This window comes from Vibrio sp. HS-50-1 (genome assembly GCF_024747315.1).
GTDB lineage: Bacteria > Pseudomonadota > Gammaproteobacteria > Enterobacterales > Vibrionaceae > Vibrio > Vibrio diabolicus.
Genome location: NZ_JAMPZF010000007.1, coordinates 321,543 through 336,746, shown reverse-complemented (window position 1 = coordinate 336,746; position 15,204 = coordinate 321,543). Strand labels below are relative to the sequence as shown.

Here is a 15,204-nt window from a genome sequence, read left to right as displayed (position 1 = left end):
AGGAGTTAACAGCTCATTCTAGCCCAATACACTCATTAAGTTAAAGATTGGCAAGTACATTGCTGTCACTAATCCGCCAACAACGATGCCTAAAAAAACGATAATTAGCGGCTCTAGAATTTTACTAAGGTTGTCGACGGTGTTATCTACTTCAAACTCGTAGATCGTTGCAACTTTATTGAGCATATCGTCAAGTCGACCAGACTCTTCACCGATCATGACCATTTGTAACACTAATTCAGGGAACACATTACAGTTACGCATGGCAACATACATTGGCATACCTGCGGCGGTATCACGGTAAACTTCTTCTATGGCGAGTTGATAGTGTAAGTTTCCTGAGGTTTTTGATGTGGTTTTTAAACTGGTTAGAATTGGAATACCCGCTGTAAAGCTTGTGGCGAGTGTTCGACTAAATTTGGCGATAGCGGCTTTTGATAATACAGGGCCCAGAACAGGAAATTTAAGCACAGAGCGGTTGAGCATTAAGCGAAAAGAATCTGAACGCTTAGAGAGGATTCTCGCCGAGATGAATAGACTGATAGAGCCTAGTGCTATAAAGGGGCTCCAGTTTTGTGTCCAGGCGGAAAGATCCAACACTTGCCTGGTAAACCAAGGTAAGTCAGCACCAAAACCAACAAACATTTTTTCGAACTCGGGAATGACTTTGGTGAGCATGATAAACGACACGCCTAACGCTACTAGCACTACCATGGCTGGGTAAATCAGTGCTTTGATCACTTTCGCACGAAGCTGCTCATTTTTTTCTCGGTAGGTGGCTAAGCGCTCGAACACTTCCGCTAAGTTACCGGATTGCTCACCTGTTGCGATAAGGTCGGTATAGAGTGGGTCAAAGTGTTCACTTGCAGTGCGCATGGCTTTTGACATGGGCGTACCGGCTTCAACGGCGCGTGTCACGCTCATCAAAATGGATTTCATCTCTGCTTTTTTATGGTTTTCTGAGACCAATTTTAAAGCCTGAACTAAGGGCACACCAGTTATCAACATCGTCGAAATCTGACGGGTGAACACCGTGATGTCTCTGCCTTTCACGCGATGGCTGAGTTTAGTGAGAAACGAGATACTGCTTTTCTTTAACTTCTTGATCTTGATGTGCTGTGCGTCTAGACGCTCGCGTACTTCAATTTCTGTCATCGCGAGGGTTTGTCCAGACGTCTTTTTGCCTGAACTGTTGATGCCTTTCCAGCGGAAGTTTTTAAGTTGTGGTGTAGTGCTTTTCATAGAGGTGACTGCTGATTAAAGGATTAAAAATAAAGTACGCGCTGTAGTTCACTAAAACTTGTGATCCCTTGTTTGAGTTTTTCTATGCCCGACATTTGTAACGTGCTCATACCATTTGCGATGGCGAGTTTTTCTAGTTCATGTACCGAGGCACCTTTAATAAGCGCTTCGGAAAGAAATTCATCAAAGCGCATCACTTCATAAATCCCCGTTCGGCCGGAATAACCATGGGTACACTCATTGCATCCATCGGGATTGGCTTTAAAAATGTTGTCGCTTGCTTGAATTCCGAGATGTTGTAGCTGAACGGTAAGCTCTTGTGATTGTTTGCAGTGCGAGCACAGTTTACGGGCTAAGCGCTGGGCAATAATCAAACTAAGAGATGAGGCCAAGTTAAAGCTTTCTACGCCCATGTTTGATAAACGAATAACCGTTTCAGCCGCAGAATTGGTATGCAAGGTTGAAAGTACTAAGTGACCGGTTTGCGATGCTTTTATGGCGATTTCCGCAGTGTCTAAGTCACGAATCTCACCGACCATGACCACATCGGGGTCTTGACGAAGAAAAGAGCGCAATGCTTCGGCAAAACCAAAACCAATCTTGGGTTGTACTTGTACTTGGTTAATGCCCGATAAGTTAATTTCTACCGGGTCTTCTGCTGTGGAGATGTTTATCTCTGGCTTATTGAGAATACTCAATCCAGTGTACAGAGAAACGGTTTTTCCGCTCCCGGTTGGCCCTGTCATCAGAATCATGCCTTGTGGGCGACGCAGCGCATCCAAGTACAATTGTTTTTGTTGTTTGCTATAACCAAGCTTGTCGATATCCAGTGACGCAGAGCTGCTGTCGAGCAGTCGTAGTACAATTTTCTCTCCGAATAGAGTCGGTAGCGTGGATACACGCATATCAATTGCGGTGTCTTGATTCAACTTGAGCTTAATACGCCCATCTTGTGGTAAACGTCGCTCTGCAATATCAAGTTTAGAGAGGATTTTGATACGAGCAGATAAGCGACGACTTAAGTGGCTTGGCGGCTGCTGTGTTTCTATTAAGATGCCATCGCAACGTAGGCGAACGCGGTACATCTTTTCATAAGGTTCAAAGTGGATATCGGATGCGCCTTTGCGCACAGCGTCCAACAGAATTTGGTTTATGTAACGGCTAACAGGAGACTCATCCTGGCTCAAGTCTTCAATGTTGTCGATTTCATCTACGCCCACGTCAACCAGATTGGCTAACTCTTCTTGGTTGATCTCTTTTAACCCGGACTTCTCATGACTCAATGAACGACCATATAAGCGTCGAATTGCCGCGCTGAGTTGACGAAAATCCGCCAACACCAATTCAATCTGTAAACCAGTGGCAAAGCGGAAATCGTCTTCTGCTTGTTGGTTCGTGGGGTCGGCAACGGCGAGTAATAACGTTGAAGTCGTACGGTGGAGTGGGAGTGCGTTATGCCGTGTGATTAATTCCCTAAGGCCAAGTTGCTGACAAAGCGAGGCGTACTCGTACTGAGATAACTCGGGCTGATTTAAACCAAAGAGAGAACTTAAGTGCTCTACCAGTTCACTTGACGTGAAGAATCCAGAACTGAGTAAAGCCTCTGGCATCGAAATGCCAGAAGCTTTGACTTGCTCTATTAAAGATTCTTCTTGGGAAAAGGTGAGTATTCCCGCTTGGCGAAGAACCGTTGAGAGTTTGGTTAGCATTATGGGCAGTTTTTAATTGTAACACTTGTTGTTTCTGAACAAGTCCAAAGCCCACTAGTACCGTCTTTTGTTAAGGTGATTATTTCGGTACTAGCTAATGTACTATTTGAACCGAAAGTGAATTTAGCTTGAGAGTCTGTAGCTCCTGACGCTGCTGTCAACGAGACCGTTCCAAGTTTATTCATATCTGAAGCGCCGCCAACATCATTTACGTTGGTAGGAAAAGAGCCATTTTCAGCGTGATAATTATCAATATTAGTAACTAAGGCGCGCAATGTAGCTAGCCCAGATGAAGCCTCGGATTTTTTCACATAATTCTGATACTGAGGGAGAGCAATTGTTGCTAGCACACCAATTACTGCCACCACAATCATTAATTCGATCAGAGTAAAACCCTGTTGTTTTTTATGTTTACTGTTTTTCATTTTTAACCCTTTCTTAAAAATTAATAATGCTCTTGCATTAGCGAAAGATTATGGAGAGTTAAGGTGGGTTGAAAATGGGGAAGGGATGGGCTCTCGAGTGAGATAAAACTCTTTGGTGAAAAGTTGCATATCGCATGCAGAGTTTTGCGAGTAGTACTATTTTTTGAGTGGATAAAAAGAAAGGGCCAATTGGCCCTTTTTAATGATGAATTACTCACAACTCAATGAGTTAGTTAAAGTAATTGAGATTGTGTTGCTTTTATTATTTGAAGCGCATCGAAAGATCCATCGCTTTTAAATGCTTAGTCAACGCGCCTACCGAAATGTAATCGACACCGGTTTCTGCGTATTCTGCTATGGTCTCTAGCGTAATGTTGCCTGAGTTTTCTAAAGCGGCACGACCTGCGTTAATCGCTACGGCTTCACGCATCATTTCTTTTGTGAAGTTATCTAGCATGATGATGTCGGCACCAGCGTTTATCGCTTGTTTCAACTCTTCTAAGCTTTCCGTTTCTACTTCTACCGGTTTGCCTGGGTTAAGCTCTTTCGCTTTTTGGATCGCTTGAGTAATACCGCCACAAGCAATGATGTGGTTTTCTTTAATAAGGTAAGCATCGAACACACCGATGCGATGGTTAAAGCCACCACCACACGTCACGGCGTATTTTAGTGCGCTACGCAGACCAGGAATGGTTTTGCGTGTGTCTAGTAGACGACACTCAGTATGCGCGATTTTTTCAGCGTACTCTGCGGTAACTGTTGCGCAGCCAGACAGCGTTTGGATGAAGTTCATTGCGTTACGCTCACCTGTCAACAAATCACGAGCAGGGCCTGTCAGCGTACAAAGGTTTTGGTTAGGTTCGACTTTATCGCCGTCCTTTACGTGCCATTCAATGCTGACCTTGCCACCGAGCTGCTTAAAAACTTCATCTGCCCATGCTTGACCACAGAACACACCATGCTCACGAGTAATAATCGTTGCGGTATTAACCGCCTCGGCAGGGATCAAAGATGCAGTAATGTCGTTATCTGCGTCGACATTGCCACCTAGATCTTCTTTTAAGGTATCAGCGACAGAGCGAGTGATCTCTAAAGGGAGTTGTTGTTTAAGGTATTCTAGGCGTTCTTGAATGTTGTGTGTGTTCTTCATCGCAAATCTTGTCTTGAAAGGGAGATGGCAACGAATGATACTCTCCGGTGTCAATAATTTCAGCAGTTAATTTGCAAAGTAGAGAGGTTGATATGCGCCCAATTATCGAGAATGGCTGGCTGACACAGGCAAAGCATGTTCCGTCACCATTTTTTGATGCCCGCTCTGATATAAACGACATCTCTCTGCTGGTGGTACACAACATCAGTTTGCCTCCTGGGCAGTTTGGTGGACCATATATAGAAGACTTCTTCACTGGCAAGCTAGACCCAAACGCACATCCATTTTTTGAAGTTATTCACAAAATGGGCGTTTCTGCACATTGCTTGATTAAGAGAAACGGCGAGGTCGTTCAATTTGTTTCTTTTCTCGATAGAGCATGGCATGCCGGTCAATCCAGTTTCGCGGGCAGGGAGCGTTGTAATGACTATTCCATTGGTATCGAGCTTGAAGGGACAGAATTTACTGCCTACACAGAAGCGCAATATCAATCACTTGCAGAGATCACTGAGGTGATTATGCAGTCTTATCCCCACATCACCCTGCCACGAATTACCGGTCATCAATATATTGCGCCCTTGAGAAAAAGCGATCCTGGTCTAAGCTTTGATTGGGTGAAATATAGACAGCTTATACAGCGTTGATTTGTAGCGAAAGTGTAAATTCAAAAAAGCGAAATAAATAAGGCATACGATCAGGTATGCCTTTTTTTGATACCAGAAATATTAATGATTGTTAAAAGTTAACTACATTTTTACGCTCGTATACGCTGTTTTGGTGAAGAAATAGACTGATAATTTTGTCATTTTCTGTATTTCTTTTCCAAAATTGCTAGCACGTCGACTTCCCATTTTTATGCTTTATGTAATTGGTCATACCAATTCTATTGCTGTTTTAACAGTCGATTGTTATCAGAGTGTTGGAAGTAAGCTCGTTCTATGATTTAGGTCAATTTTCGGCTGGACAGTGGCGTTTTAATTATGTTAATTTCTGCACCAACTTAAAATTGGTATTACCAATTACCTGCAAGAGTAGAAGAACAATAAATTATGGCTTATCAAAGGATTCGTCAGCCAAAACTCTCTGATGTTATAGAACAAGAGTTAGAAAGGTTGATAGTGGAAGGAACATTGTCTCCGGGGCAACAACTGCCTCCAGAGCGTGAACTGGCAAGACAGTTCGATGTGTCTCGTCCTTCAGTCCGAGAAGCCATTCAACGCTTAGAAGCGAAGCGTTTGTTAACTCGTCGCCAAGGTGGCGGAACATTCGTAAGTGAGAATATCTGGAAGAGCTTTTCAGATCCCTTGTTGAATTTGTTGTCTAGTCATTCTGAAACCCAGCTTGATGTGCTTGAGTCTCGTCATGCAATGGAAGGAATTTCAGCTTACTTTGCAGCTTTACGTGGTACCGAAGAAGATTTTGCGCGTATTCAAGGTTGCCTTGAACGCATTAGCCAAGAGCAAGCAAACAACGATATCGAAGCTGAATCTGCGGAAGTGATGCAATTTTTGATCGCTTTGACAGAAGCCGCGCACAACGTGGTTTTGTTGCACATTGTTCGAAGCTTAGCGCCTTTGCTTGAGCAAAATATTCTACAAAATTTTAAATTACTACGTCGCCGCCCAGAAGCGGTCGAGAAAGTCAGTAAACACCGAGCCAATATCGTGGATGCGATTGTTTCTGGTCAGCCTGAAAAGGCGCGAGAAATGTCCCACTCGCACTTGGCTTACATCGAAGAAACATTGTTGGATTTGACTCGAGAAGAGTCTCGACGAGAGCGTTCTCTACGTCGAATTCAGCAGGGTAATGACTCGTAAGAGCGTTACTTAAATAAGTAGATCCAACCAACAGAAGGATAGATCGCCATGTCTGATATGAAGCATGACGTAGATGCACTGGAAACTCAAGAATGGCTACAAGCGCTTGAGTCAGTTGTACGTGAAGAAGGTCTAGAGCGTGCTCAATTCCTATTAGAGCAAGTTCTAGATAAAGCACGTCTAGACGGTGTTGATATGCCAACAGGTATCACAACTAACTACATCAACACGATTCCTGCAGACCAAGAACCAGCATACCCAGGTGACACAACACTTGAGCGTCGTATTCGCTCAATTATTCGTTGGAACGCTATCATGATCGTTCTACGTGCATCTAAGAAAGACCTAGAGCTAGGCGGCCACATGGCGTCTTTCCAGTCTTCTGCTGCGTTCTACGAGACATGTTTCAACCACTTCTTCCGTGCGCCAAACGAGAAGGACGGTGGCGACCTAGTTTACTACCAAGGTCACATTTCACCAGGTATCTACTCACGTGCATTCGTTGAAGGTCGTCTAACTGAAGAGCAGCTAGACAACTTCCGTCAAGAAGTAGACGGCAAAGGTATTCCTTCATACCCGCACCCTAAACTGATGCCTGAATTCTGGCAGTTCCCGACAGTATCGATGGGCCTAGGTCCAATCGCTTCTATCTACCAAGCTCGTTTCCTTAAGTACCTAGAAGGCCGTGGTCTTAAAGATACTTCAGAGCAGCGCGTTTACGCGTTCCTAGGTGACGGTGAGATGGATGAGCCAGAATCACGTGGTGCTATCTCTTTCGCTGCGCGTGAGAAACTAGACAACCTATGTTTCCTAATCAACTGTAACCTACAGCGTCTAGATGGCCCTGTAATGGGTAACGGTAAGATCATTCAAGAACTTGAAGGTCTGTTCAAAGGTGCTGGTTGGAACGTAGTGAAGGTAATCTGGGGTAACAACTGGGATTCACTACTAGCTAAAGATACTTCTGGTAAGCTTCTACAGCTTATGAACGAAACGATCGATGGCGACTACCAAACATTCAAATCAAAAGACGGCGCGTACGTACGTGAGCACTTCTTTGGTAAGTACCCAGAGACAGCTGCACTTGTTGCTGACATGACTGATGACGAAATCTTCGCACTTAAGCGTGGTGGTCACGAGTCTTCTAAGCTATACGCGGCATACAAAAACGCGGCAGAAACTAAAGGTCGTCCAACAGTAATCCTAGCTAAGACTGTTAAAGGTTACGGCATGGGTGAAGCGGCTGAAGGTAAGAACATCGCGCACCAAGTTAAGAAGATGGACATGACTCACGTACTACACCTACGTGATCGTCTAGGTCTTCAAGACATCCTAACTGACGAAGCTGTGAAAGAACTTCCGTACCTGAAACTTGAAGAAGGTTCAAAAGAGTACGAATACCTACACGCTCGTCGTAAAGCGCTACACGGCTACACACCACAGCGTCTACCAAAATTCACTCAAGAATTCATCGTTCCTGAGCTAGAAGAATTCAAGCCACTACTAGAAGAACAGAAGCGTGATATCTCTTCTACTATGGCATTCGTACGTGCACTAAACGTTCTACTTAAGAACAAGAACATTGGTAAGAACATCGTTCCTATCATTGCTGACGAAGCGCGTACATTCGGTATGGAAGGTCTGTTCCGTCAAATCGGTATCTACAACCCGCACGGCCAAACTTACACACCAGAAGACCGTGGCGTTGTTTCTTACTACAAAGAAGCGACTTCAGGTCAGGTTCTACAAGAAGGTATCAACGAGCTAGGTGCTATGTCTTCATGGGTTGCTGCTGCGACTTCATACTCGACAAACGACCTACCAATGATCCCGTTCTACATCTACTACTCAATGTTCGGCTTCCAACGTGTTGGCGACATGGCGTGGATGGCTGGTGACCAACAAGCACGTGGTTTCCTACTAGGTGCAACTGCGGGTCGTACAACGTTGAACGGTGAAGGTCTACAGCACGAAGACGGCCACTCGCACATTTTGGCGGGTACGGTTCCTAACTGTATTTCTTACGACCCAACATTCGCGTACGAAGTAGCAGTAATCATGCAAGACGGTATCCGTCGCATGTACGGTCCAGAACAAGAAAACGTGTTCTACTACCTAACGCTAATGAACGAAAACTACGCAATGCCAGCAATGCCAGAAGGCGCTGAAGAAGGCATCCGTAAAGGTATCTACAAGCTAGAAACTTACACGGGCGACAAAGCGAAAGTTCAGCTGATGAGCTCTGGTACTATCATGAATGAAGTACGTAAAGCAGCTCAAATCCTAAGCGAAGATTACGGTGTTGCTTCTGATGTTTACTCTGTAACGTCATTCAACGAACTAACTCGCGATGGCCAAGATGCAGAGCGTTTCAACATGCTTCACCCAGAAGCGGAAGCGAAAGTACCTTACATCCAAACAGTAATGGGTACTGAACCTGCTATCGCAGCAACTGACTACATGAAGAACTACGCAGAGCAGGTTCGTGCATACATTCCTGCTGAGTCTTTCAAAGTTCTTGGTACTGATGGCTTCGGTCGTTCAGACAGCCGTGAAAACCTACGTCGTCACTTCGAAGTGAACGCAGGTTACGTAGTAGTAGCAGCGCTAACTGAACTAGCGAAACGTGGCGAAGTTGAGAAATCTGTAGTTGCAGAAGCAATTAAGAAATTCGACATCGACACAGAGAAAACAAACCCGCTATACGCTTAATTAAGAAGGTAGATAAGAAATGGCAATCGAAATTAATGTACCAGACATCGGTGCGGATGAGGTTGAAGTTACTGAGATTCTTGTAAGCGTTGGCGACAAGGTTGAAGAAGAGCAGTCTCTGATCACAGTTGAAGGCGATAAAGCTTCTATGGAAGTTCCTGCTTCTCAAGCGGGTATCGTTAAAGAAATCAAAGTTGCAGAAGGCGACAAGGTTTCTACTGGTTCTCTAATCATGATTTTCGAAGCCGAGGGTGCAGCTGACGCTGCACCTGCTCCTGCGGCAGGAGCAGCTCCAGCAGCAGCTCCAGCTCCAGCAGCAGCGGCAGAACTAAAAGAAGTTCACGTACCAGACATCGGTGGTGATGAAGTAGAAGTTACTGAAATCATGGTTGCCGTTGGCGACAGCATCGAAGAAGAGCAATCTCTTCTAACTGTTGAAGGCGACAAAGCTTCTATGGAAGTTCCAGCGCCATTCGCAGGTACTCTAAAAGAGATCAAAGTTGCAGCAGGCGATAAAGTATCGACTGGCTCACTTATCATGGTATTCGAAACAGCAGGTTCAGGTGCTCCAGCAGCACCAGCGGCAGCTGAAGCTCCTGCGGCAGCAGCACCAGCGGCAGCTGAAGCTCCTGCGGCAGCAGCACCAGCAGCGTCTGCGGCAAAAGAAGTGAACGTTCCAGATATCGGCGGCGACGAAGTTGAAGTTACTGAGATCATGGTTGCCGTTGGCGACACAGTGGAAGAAGAGCAATCTCTAATCACTGTTGAAGGTGACAAAGCTTCTATGGAAGTTCCTGCACCATTTGCTGGTACGGTTAAAGAAATCAAGATTGCAGCTGGCGACAAAGTGTCTACTGGCTCACTAATCATGGTATTCGAAGTGGCGGGCGCAGCACCTGCTCCTGCAGCGGCTCCAGCTCAAGCGGCAGCACCTGCAGCTCCAGCTCCTAAAGCAGAAGCTCCAGCGGCAGCAGCTCCAGCAGCGACTGGCGATTTCAAAGAGAACGACGAGTACGCTCACGCGTCTCCAGTTGTTCGTCGTCTAGCGCGTGAATTTGGCGTTAACCTATCTAAGGTTAAGGGTTCTGGTCGTAAGAGCCGTATCCTAAAAGAAGACGTTCAAGCTTACGTGAAAGATGCACTTAAGCGTCTTGAGTCTGGCGCAGGTGCAGCAGCATCTGGCAAAGGCGACGGCGCGGCTCTTGGTCTACTACCATGGCCAAAAGTGGACTTCAGCAAGTTTGGTGAGACCGAAGTTCAACCGCTATCTCGCATTAAGAAGATCTCTGGTGCAAACCTACACCGTAACTGGGTAATGATCCCGCACGTTACACAGTGGGATAACGCAGACATCACGGCTCTTGAAGCATTCCGTAAAGAGCAAAACGCGATTGAAGCGAAGAAAGATACTGGCATGAAGATCACACCACTTGTGTTCATCATGAAAGCGGTAGCTAAAGCGCTTGAAGCGTTCCCAGCGTTCAACTCTTCTCTATCAGAAGACGGTGAGAGCCTAATTCTGAAGAAATACGTGAATGTTGGTATTGCGGTAGATACACCAAACGGTCTAGTTGTTCCTGTATTTAAAGATGTGAACAAGAAAGGCATCTACGAGCTATCTGAAGAGCTAATGGCTGTTTCTAAGAAAGCACGTGCTGGTAAGCTAACTGCTGCTGACATGCAAGGTGGCTGTTTCACTATCTCTAGCCTAGGCGGTATCGGCGGTACGGCGTTTACTCCAATCGTAAACGCGCCAGAAGTTGGTATCCTAGGTGTGTCTAAGTCAGAAATGAAACCGGTATGGAACGGTAAAGAGTTTGAACCGCGTCTACAACTTCCACTGTCTCTATCATACGACCACCGTGTGATCGATGGTGCTGAAGGTGCGCGCTTCATCACTTACCTAAACTCATGTCTATCTGACATTCGTCGTCTAGTTCTGTAATAGAAATTAGATGAATGAGAGGCGGCAACTTAGCCGCCTCTGCTAATCATAATTACCGACAATTTGGTTATCAGCCTTGCTTCGTTCAGGGTTTTCACAATCGAATTGTTGTCTAGCTCACAGGCTAAATTGATTTACTTTTCACACCATTAACATCTCTGTAAACTGTTAGCGGTCTGAAAATAACTGTTTAAAACAAATCTCTCTTAAACATAAAAAATCGATACCCACTCAGCCTGTTAGGGATAATGACTACAAGAGGTCAAAATGAGCAAAGAAATTAAAGCCCAAGTTGTTGTACTTGGTTCTGGTCCTGCTGGTTACTCCGCTGCATTCCGTTGTGCGGACTTAGGTCTTGAAACTGTACTAGTTGAACGTTACAGCACGCTTGGCGGTGTATGTCTGAACGTGGGTTGTATCCCATCTAAAGCACTGCTTCACGTTTCTAAAGTAATTGAAGAAGCGAAAGCGATGGCTGACCACGGCGTTGTATTCGGTGAGCCTCAAACAGACATCAGCAAAATCCGCATCTGGAAAGAAAAAGTTGTTAACCAACTAACTGGCGGCCTAAGCGGCATGGCTAAGATGCGTAACGTTACAGTAGTTAACGGTTACGGTAAGTTCACTGGCCCTAACTCTATCCTTGTAGAAGGCGAAGGTGAGCCAACAGTTGTTAACTTTGACAACGCAATCGTTGCGGCTGGTTCTCGTCCAATCAAACTGCCATTTATCCCGCATGAAGACCCACGTATTTGGGACTCTACTGACGCTCTTGAACTAAAAGAAGTGCCAGAAAAACTGCTTATCATGGGTGGTGGTATCATCGGTCTAGAAATGGGTACGGTTTACCACTCTCTAGGTTCTAAAGTTGAAGTTGTTGAAATGTTTGACCAGGTAATTCCTGCAGCAGACAAAGATATCGTGAAAGTATTTACTAAGCGTATCAAAGACAAGTTCAAGCTAATGCTAGAAACGAAAGTAACAGCAGTTGAAGCAAAAGAAGACGGTATCTACGTTTCAATGGAAGGCAAGAAAGCGCCAGCTGAAGCTGAGCGTTACGATGCGGTTCTAGTTGCTATCGGTCGTGTACCAAATGGTAAGCTAATCGACGGTGAAAAAGCGGGTCTAGAAATTGACGAGCGTGGCTTCATCAACGTTGATAAGCAAATGCGTACTAACGTTCCTCACATCTTCGCGATCGGTGATATCGTTGGTCAACCAATGCTTGCTCACAAAGGTGTGCATGAAGGTCACGTAGCTGCTGAAGTTATCTCTGGTAAGAAGCACTACTTCGACCCTAAAGTTATCCCTTCAATTGCGTACACTGAGCCAGAAGTAGCTTGGGTTGGTAAGACTGAAAAAGAAGCGAAAGAAGAAGGCATCAAGTACGAAGTGGCAACATTCCCATGGGCAGCATCAGGTCGTGCAATCGCATCTGACTGTGCAGACGGCATGACTAAGCTAATCTTCGACAAAGAAACTCATCGCGTAATCGGTGGTGCTATCGTTGGTACTAATGGTGGTGAACTACTAGGCGAAATCGGTCTTGCGATCGAGATGGGCTGTGATGCAGAAGATATCGCTCTGACTATCCACGCTCACCCAACTCTACACGAGTCTGTAGGTCTAGCTGCTGAAGTATTTGAAGGTTCTATCACTGACCTGCCAAACAAAAAAGCAGTTAAGAAGAAGTAAGTTTTTTCTGACTGAATGATAGAAACCGCTGCATTGCAGCGGTTTTTTTATGCTTGTTAGTTAGGAATATAAAACGTGTGTTCAACTGACAGCAGACAATAAAAAGCCCACCAAACGGTGGGCTGATATATATCGTGAGTTAAGCTTTAGTGTTCACGGTTGTAAATGCAAAGCATGTCTAAGTATGAACTAACGAGGTGCTTAAGTTCCGCTTCACTTTTTGCACGGTTCGCTTGGACAAACAGTGAGTAACAAATACCGTGGAACAAGTTTGCCAAGTGTTCTGAATCGTGCTGGTCACACACTTCGCCACGTTCAATTGCTTTAATGAACATGTTTTGTACCAGTAACTGGTTAGTACGGTTAGTTGAAACAAACAATGGCCATACTTCATCACGTGTTGAAGCACTCCACTCGAACCAAACTTTTAGCCAGTGACAGTCTTGACTGACAAGCTCAATCATCGCATTAGTGATATTGGCGATGTTTTCACGCGCGTGTAAGTCTAAGTCAATGTTATCCGATAGGAAGTTCGAGAACTGACGTACGACGTGGTTGAGTACTTCATCCACCAAGTCTTCACGAGTCGGGAAGTAGTTAAAAACGGTCGCCACAGAAACTTGAGCAATTTCTGCGATATCTGCGTGACCACCACGACCGATGCCGCGGCGCGCAAACACTTCCAATGCGATTTCCATTAACTGTTGCTTACGCTTAATTGGGGAAAGCCTAGTTCTAGGTCTCTTTGCAATTGAGTCCATATCCATTTTCCTTGCCATTTGAGTTGATATTGGGGGTAACCCCCTAATTGATTATTTTAATAGTTGCTTAAAGCAGTGATGAGTGTAATGGTGCATATCAACAAGGTCAACATCTGTAGAACAATTTATATACAGCAATGTCATTATTATTGATAAAATTAGCTATGAACTTTATAAAACTAAGACCTTCTTCCAAGATTTTTTGGCAACAGGATGTGACTTTCAACCCAATGAACGTGGTGATACACTACACGCCGTAAGATTAGGTGATCGTTTGCGTGCGACTTACCTCAACCCACAAATTAGATTGAGCACAGTATGAAACATACAATAGAAGTCATGATTTCTGAGCAAGAAGTTCAGGAACGAGTTCGTGAATTAGGCAAACAAATTACAGAGCGTTATCAAGGTAGTGAAGATCTTGTGTTGGTAGGCTTATTGCGTGGCTCATTTGTATTTATGGCAGACTTGGCACGTGCTATCGAACTGACTCACCAAGTGGATTTTATGACAGCGTCAAGCTACGGCAACACAATGGAAAGTTCACGTGACGTTCGTATCTTGAAAGATTTGGATGATGACATCAAAGGCAAAGACATTTTGCTTGTTGAAGACATCATTGATACAGGTAACACACTAAATAAAATCCGTGAGATCTTATCGCTGCGTGAGCCGAAGTCTATCGCGATTTGTACGCTCCTAGATAAGCCATCTCGTCGCGAAGTTAATGTTCCTGTGGATTGGATTGGTTTCGAAATCCCAGATGAGTTTGTCGTTGGTGTGGGTATTGATTACGCGCAGAAATACCGCCACTTACCATACATCGGTAAAGTTGTACCTCAAGAATAATCATTGAGAGCAGCATTTAAAATATAAAAAAACGCCCATCTCAGATGGGCGTTTTTTGTTCAACTTTTAGATGTAGCTTAGCGACAAAGCAGCTTGTTGTCTGTATTTAGAATCGTCGAAAGGGCTTTCTGATAAGACGCTTCTACGGTTTCCTTAGAGTTAGAACGAATGCCTAAGTACTCTAAACGACCATCTTCAATGCCGTATACCACGCCATGAATTTCAACATCTTGCCCACGCTCCCAAGCGTTTTGCAGGATGGTTGAGTTACCCAAGTTGTACACTTGCTCTGCGACATTAAGCTCGCCTAGTTTATCCGCTCGATCTTGCTGCGGCATTTGATCTAGGTAAGTGCGGTGTTTGAAATAGATATCTCTGATATGTAACAGCCAATTATTAATAAGACCTAGCTTAGGGTTATCAATGGCAGCGTTTACGCCACCACAGCCATAGTGTCCACAGACAATGATGTGCTTAACCTTAAGAACGTCTACGGCGTATTGAACGACGGACAGACAGTTGAGATCAGTATGGATGACTTGGTTTGCAACATTCCGATGAACGAATAGTTCACCCGAGTATAGTCCGGTTAGTCGCTCGGCAGGGACACGGCTATCAGAACAGCCAATCCAAAGAAAATCGGGCTTTTGACCCTCTGCGAGTTTTGCGAAGTATTCAGGTCGATCAGATTTGATCTCTTGAGACCATTTTGAATTGTTTTCAAATAACTGTTTAATTTCCGGCATCTTGCAAACTACTTCCCTTAAAAGACAAAAGCGCTGCCGCTTATATGAACATGCAAGCGATCAGTGTTGTAACTATACACAATGTTACAATTTCGATCTCGTTAAATATTCGTCAGACAGGACTCATCTGACTAGTTTTCATCAATAAAAACG

12 protein-coding genes are annotated in these 15,204 nt (G+C 44.7%); 6 read left to right on the top strand and 6 right to left on the bottom strand.

Annotation, left to right across the window (positions count from 1 at the left end):
• Positions 1-18 precede the first annotated feature (18 nt).
• The 4 genes from NDJ01_RS07235 to nadC form a co-directional block, all read right to left on the bottom strand.
• Complete coding sequence (locus NDJ01_RS07235) at positions 19-1,242, bottom strand: type II secretion system F family protein (protein WP_017635918.1); 1,224 nt, start codon at positions 1,240-1,242, stop codon at positions 19-21.
• A gap of 23 nt (positions 1,243-1,265) precedes the next feature.
• Positions 1,266-2,951 carry a type IV-A pilus assembly ATPase PilB gene (gene pilB / locus NDJ01_RS07230; protein ID WP_258586493.1) on the bottom strand — a complete coding sequence of 562 codons (1,686 nt, stop codon included), beginning with the start codon at positions 2,949-2,951 and terminating at the stop codon, positions 1,266-1,268.
• Entirely contained in the window at positions 2,951-3,376 is a 426-nt protein-coding gene (locus NDJ01_RS07225) for a type IV pilin protein (protein ID WP_053809759.1), read from the bottom strand. The genes pilB and NDJ01_RS07225 overlap by 1 nt, the downstream gene beginning before the upstream one ends.
• 262 nt (positions 3,377-3,638) lie before the next feature.
• Complete coding sequence (nadC, locus tag NDJ01_RS07220) at positions 3,639-4,526, bottom strand: carboxylating nicotinate-nucleotide diphosphorylase (protein ID WP_258586492.1); 888 nt, start codon at positions 4,524-4,526, stop codon at positions 3,639-3,641.
• A 92-nt stretch (positions 4,527-4,618) separates the two neighbouring features.
• On the opposite strand from nadC, the gene ampD reads away from it, so the two are divergent.
• The 5 genes from ampD (at position 4,619) to lpdA (ending at position 12,695) form a co-directional block, all read left to right on the top strand.
• A complete protein-coding gene (ampD, locus tag NDJ01_RS07215) occupies positions 4,619-5,170 on the top strand; it encodes a 1,6-anhydro-N-acetylmuramyl-L-alanine amidase AmpD (RefSeq protein ID WP_046875077.1) in 552 nt (183 codons plus the stop codon).
• Positions 5,171-5,575: 405 nt separating this feature from the next.
• A complete protein-coding gene (gene pdhR / locus NDJ01_RS07210; RefSeq protein WP_005396680.1) occupies positions 5,576-6,343 on the top strand; it encodes a pyruvate dehydrogenase complex transcriptional repressor PdhR in 768 nt (255 codons plus the stop codon).
• A 48-nt stretch (positions 6,344-6,391) separates the two neighbouring features.
• Complete coding sequence (gene aceE / locus NDJ01_RS07205; protein WP_005396679.1) at positions 6,392-9,055, top strand: pyruvate dehydrogenase (acetyl-transferring), homodimeric type; 2,664 nt, start codon at positions 6,392-6,394, stop codon at positions 9,053-9,055.
• Between the two features lie 19 nt (positions 9,056-9,074).
• Positions 9,075-11,000, top strand: a complete 1,926-nt coding sequence (gene aceF / locus NDJ01_RS07200) for a pyruvate dehydrogenase complex dihydrolipoyllysine-residue acetyltransferase (protein WP_258586491.1) — start codon at positions 9,075-9,077, stop codon at positions 10,998-11,000.
• A 267-nt stretch (positions 11,001-11,267) separates the two neighbouring features.
• Positions 11,268-12,695, top strand: coding sequence for a dihydrolipoyl dehydrogenase (lpdA, locus tag NDJ01_RS07195; protein WP_005379993.1), 1,428 nt, complete (start codon positions 11,268-11,270; stop codon positions 12,693-12,695).
• Between the two features lie 146 nt (positions 12,696-12,841).
• Here lpdA and opaR read toward each other — a convergent pair whose 3' ends face one another.
• Entirely contained in the window at positions 12,842-13,456 is a 615-nt protein-coding gene (gene opaR, locus NDJ01_RS07190; protein WP_031780576.1) for a transcriptional regulator OpaR, read from the bottom strand.
• Positions 13,457-13,774: 318 nt separating this feature from the next.
• Here opaR and hpt point away from each other — a divergent pair, with 318 nt between their 5' ends.
• A complete protein-coding gene (hpt, locus tag NDJ01_RS07185) occupies positions 13,775-14,305 on the top strand; it encodes a hypoxanthine phosphoribosyltransferase (RefSeq protein WP_005379995.1) in 531 nt (176 codons plus the stop codon).
• Between the two features lie 77 nt (positions 14,306-14,382).
• On the opposite strand, the gene can is transcribed toward hpt, so the two are convergent.
• Positions 14,383-15,051 carry a carbonate dehydratase gene (can, locus tag NDJ01_RS07180; RefSeq protein ID WP_005379996.1) on the bottom strand — a complete coding sequence of 223 codons (669 nt, stop codon included), beginning with the start codon at positions 15,049-15,051 and terminating at the stop codon, positions 14,383-14,385.
• Positions 15,052-15,204: the final 153 nt, after the last annotated feature.

Excerpts from the sequence above, each read along its gene's own strand:
- can (WP_005379996.1), bottom strand. The coding sequence starts at position 15,051 with ATGCCGGAAATTAAACAGTTATTTGAAAACAATTCAAAATGGTCTCAA.
- nadC (WP_258586492.1), bottom strand. The coding sequence starts at position 4,526 with ATGAAGAACACACACAACATTCAAGAACGCCTAGAATACCTTAAACAA.
- aceE (WP_005396679.1), top strand. The coding sequence starts at position 6,392 with ATGTCTGATATGAAGCATGACGTAGATGCACTGGAAACTCAAGAATGG.
- aceF (WP_258586491.1), top strand. The coding sequence starts at position 9,075 with ATGGCAATCGAAATTAATGTACCAGACATCGGTGCGGATGAGGTTGAA.
- hpt (WP_005379995.1), top strand. The coding sequence starts at position 13,775 with ATGAAACATACAATAGAAGTCATGATTTCTGAGCAAGAAGTTCAGGAA.
- pdhR (WP_005396680.1), top strand. The coding sequence starts at position 5,576 with ATGGCTTATCAAAGGATTCGTCAGCCAAAACTCTCTGATGTTATAGAA.
- NDJ01_RS07235 (WP_017635918.1), bottom strand. The coding sequence starts at position 1,242 with ATGAAAAGCACTACACCACAACTTAAAAACTTCCGCTGGAAAGGCATC.
- NDJ01_RS07225 (WP_053809759.1), bottom strand. The coding sequence starts at position 3,376 with ATGAAAAACAGTAAACATAAAAAACAACAGGGTTTTACTCTGATCGAA.
- lpdA (WP_005379993.1), top strand. The coding sequence starts at position 11,268 with ATGAGCAAAGAAATTAAAGCCCAAGTTGTTGTACTTGGTTCTGGTCCT.
- ampD (WP_046875077.1), top strand. The coding sequence starts at position 4,619 with ATGCGCCCAATTATCGAGAATGGCTGGCTGACACAGGCAAAGCATGTT.
- opaR (WP_031780576.1), bottom strand. The coding sequence starts at position 13,456 with ATGGACTCAATTGCAAAGAGACCTAGAACTAGGCTTTCCCCAATTAAG.
- pilB (WP_258586493.1), bottom strand. The coding sequence starts at position 2,951 with ATGCTAACCAAACTCTCAACGGTTCTTCGCCAAGCGGGAATACTCACC.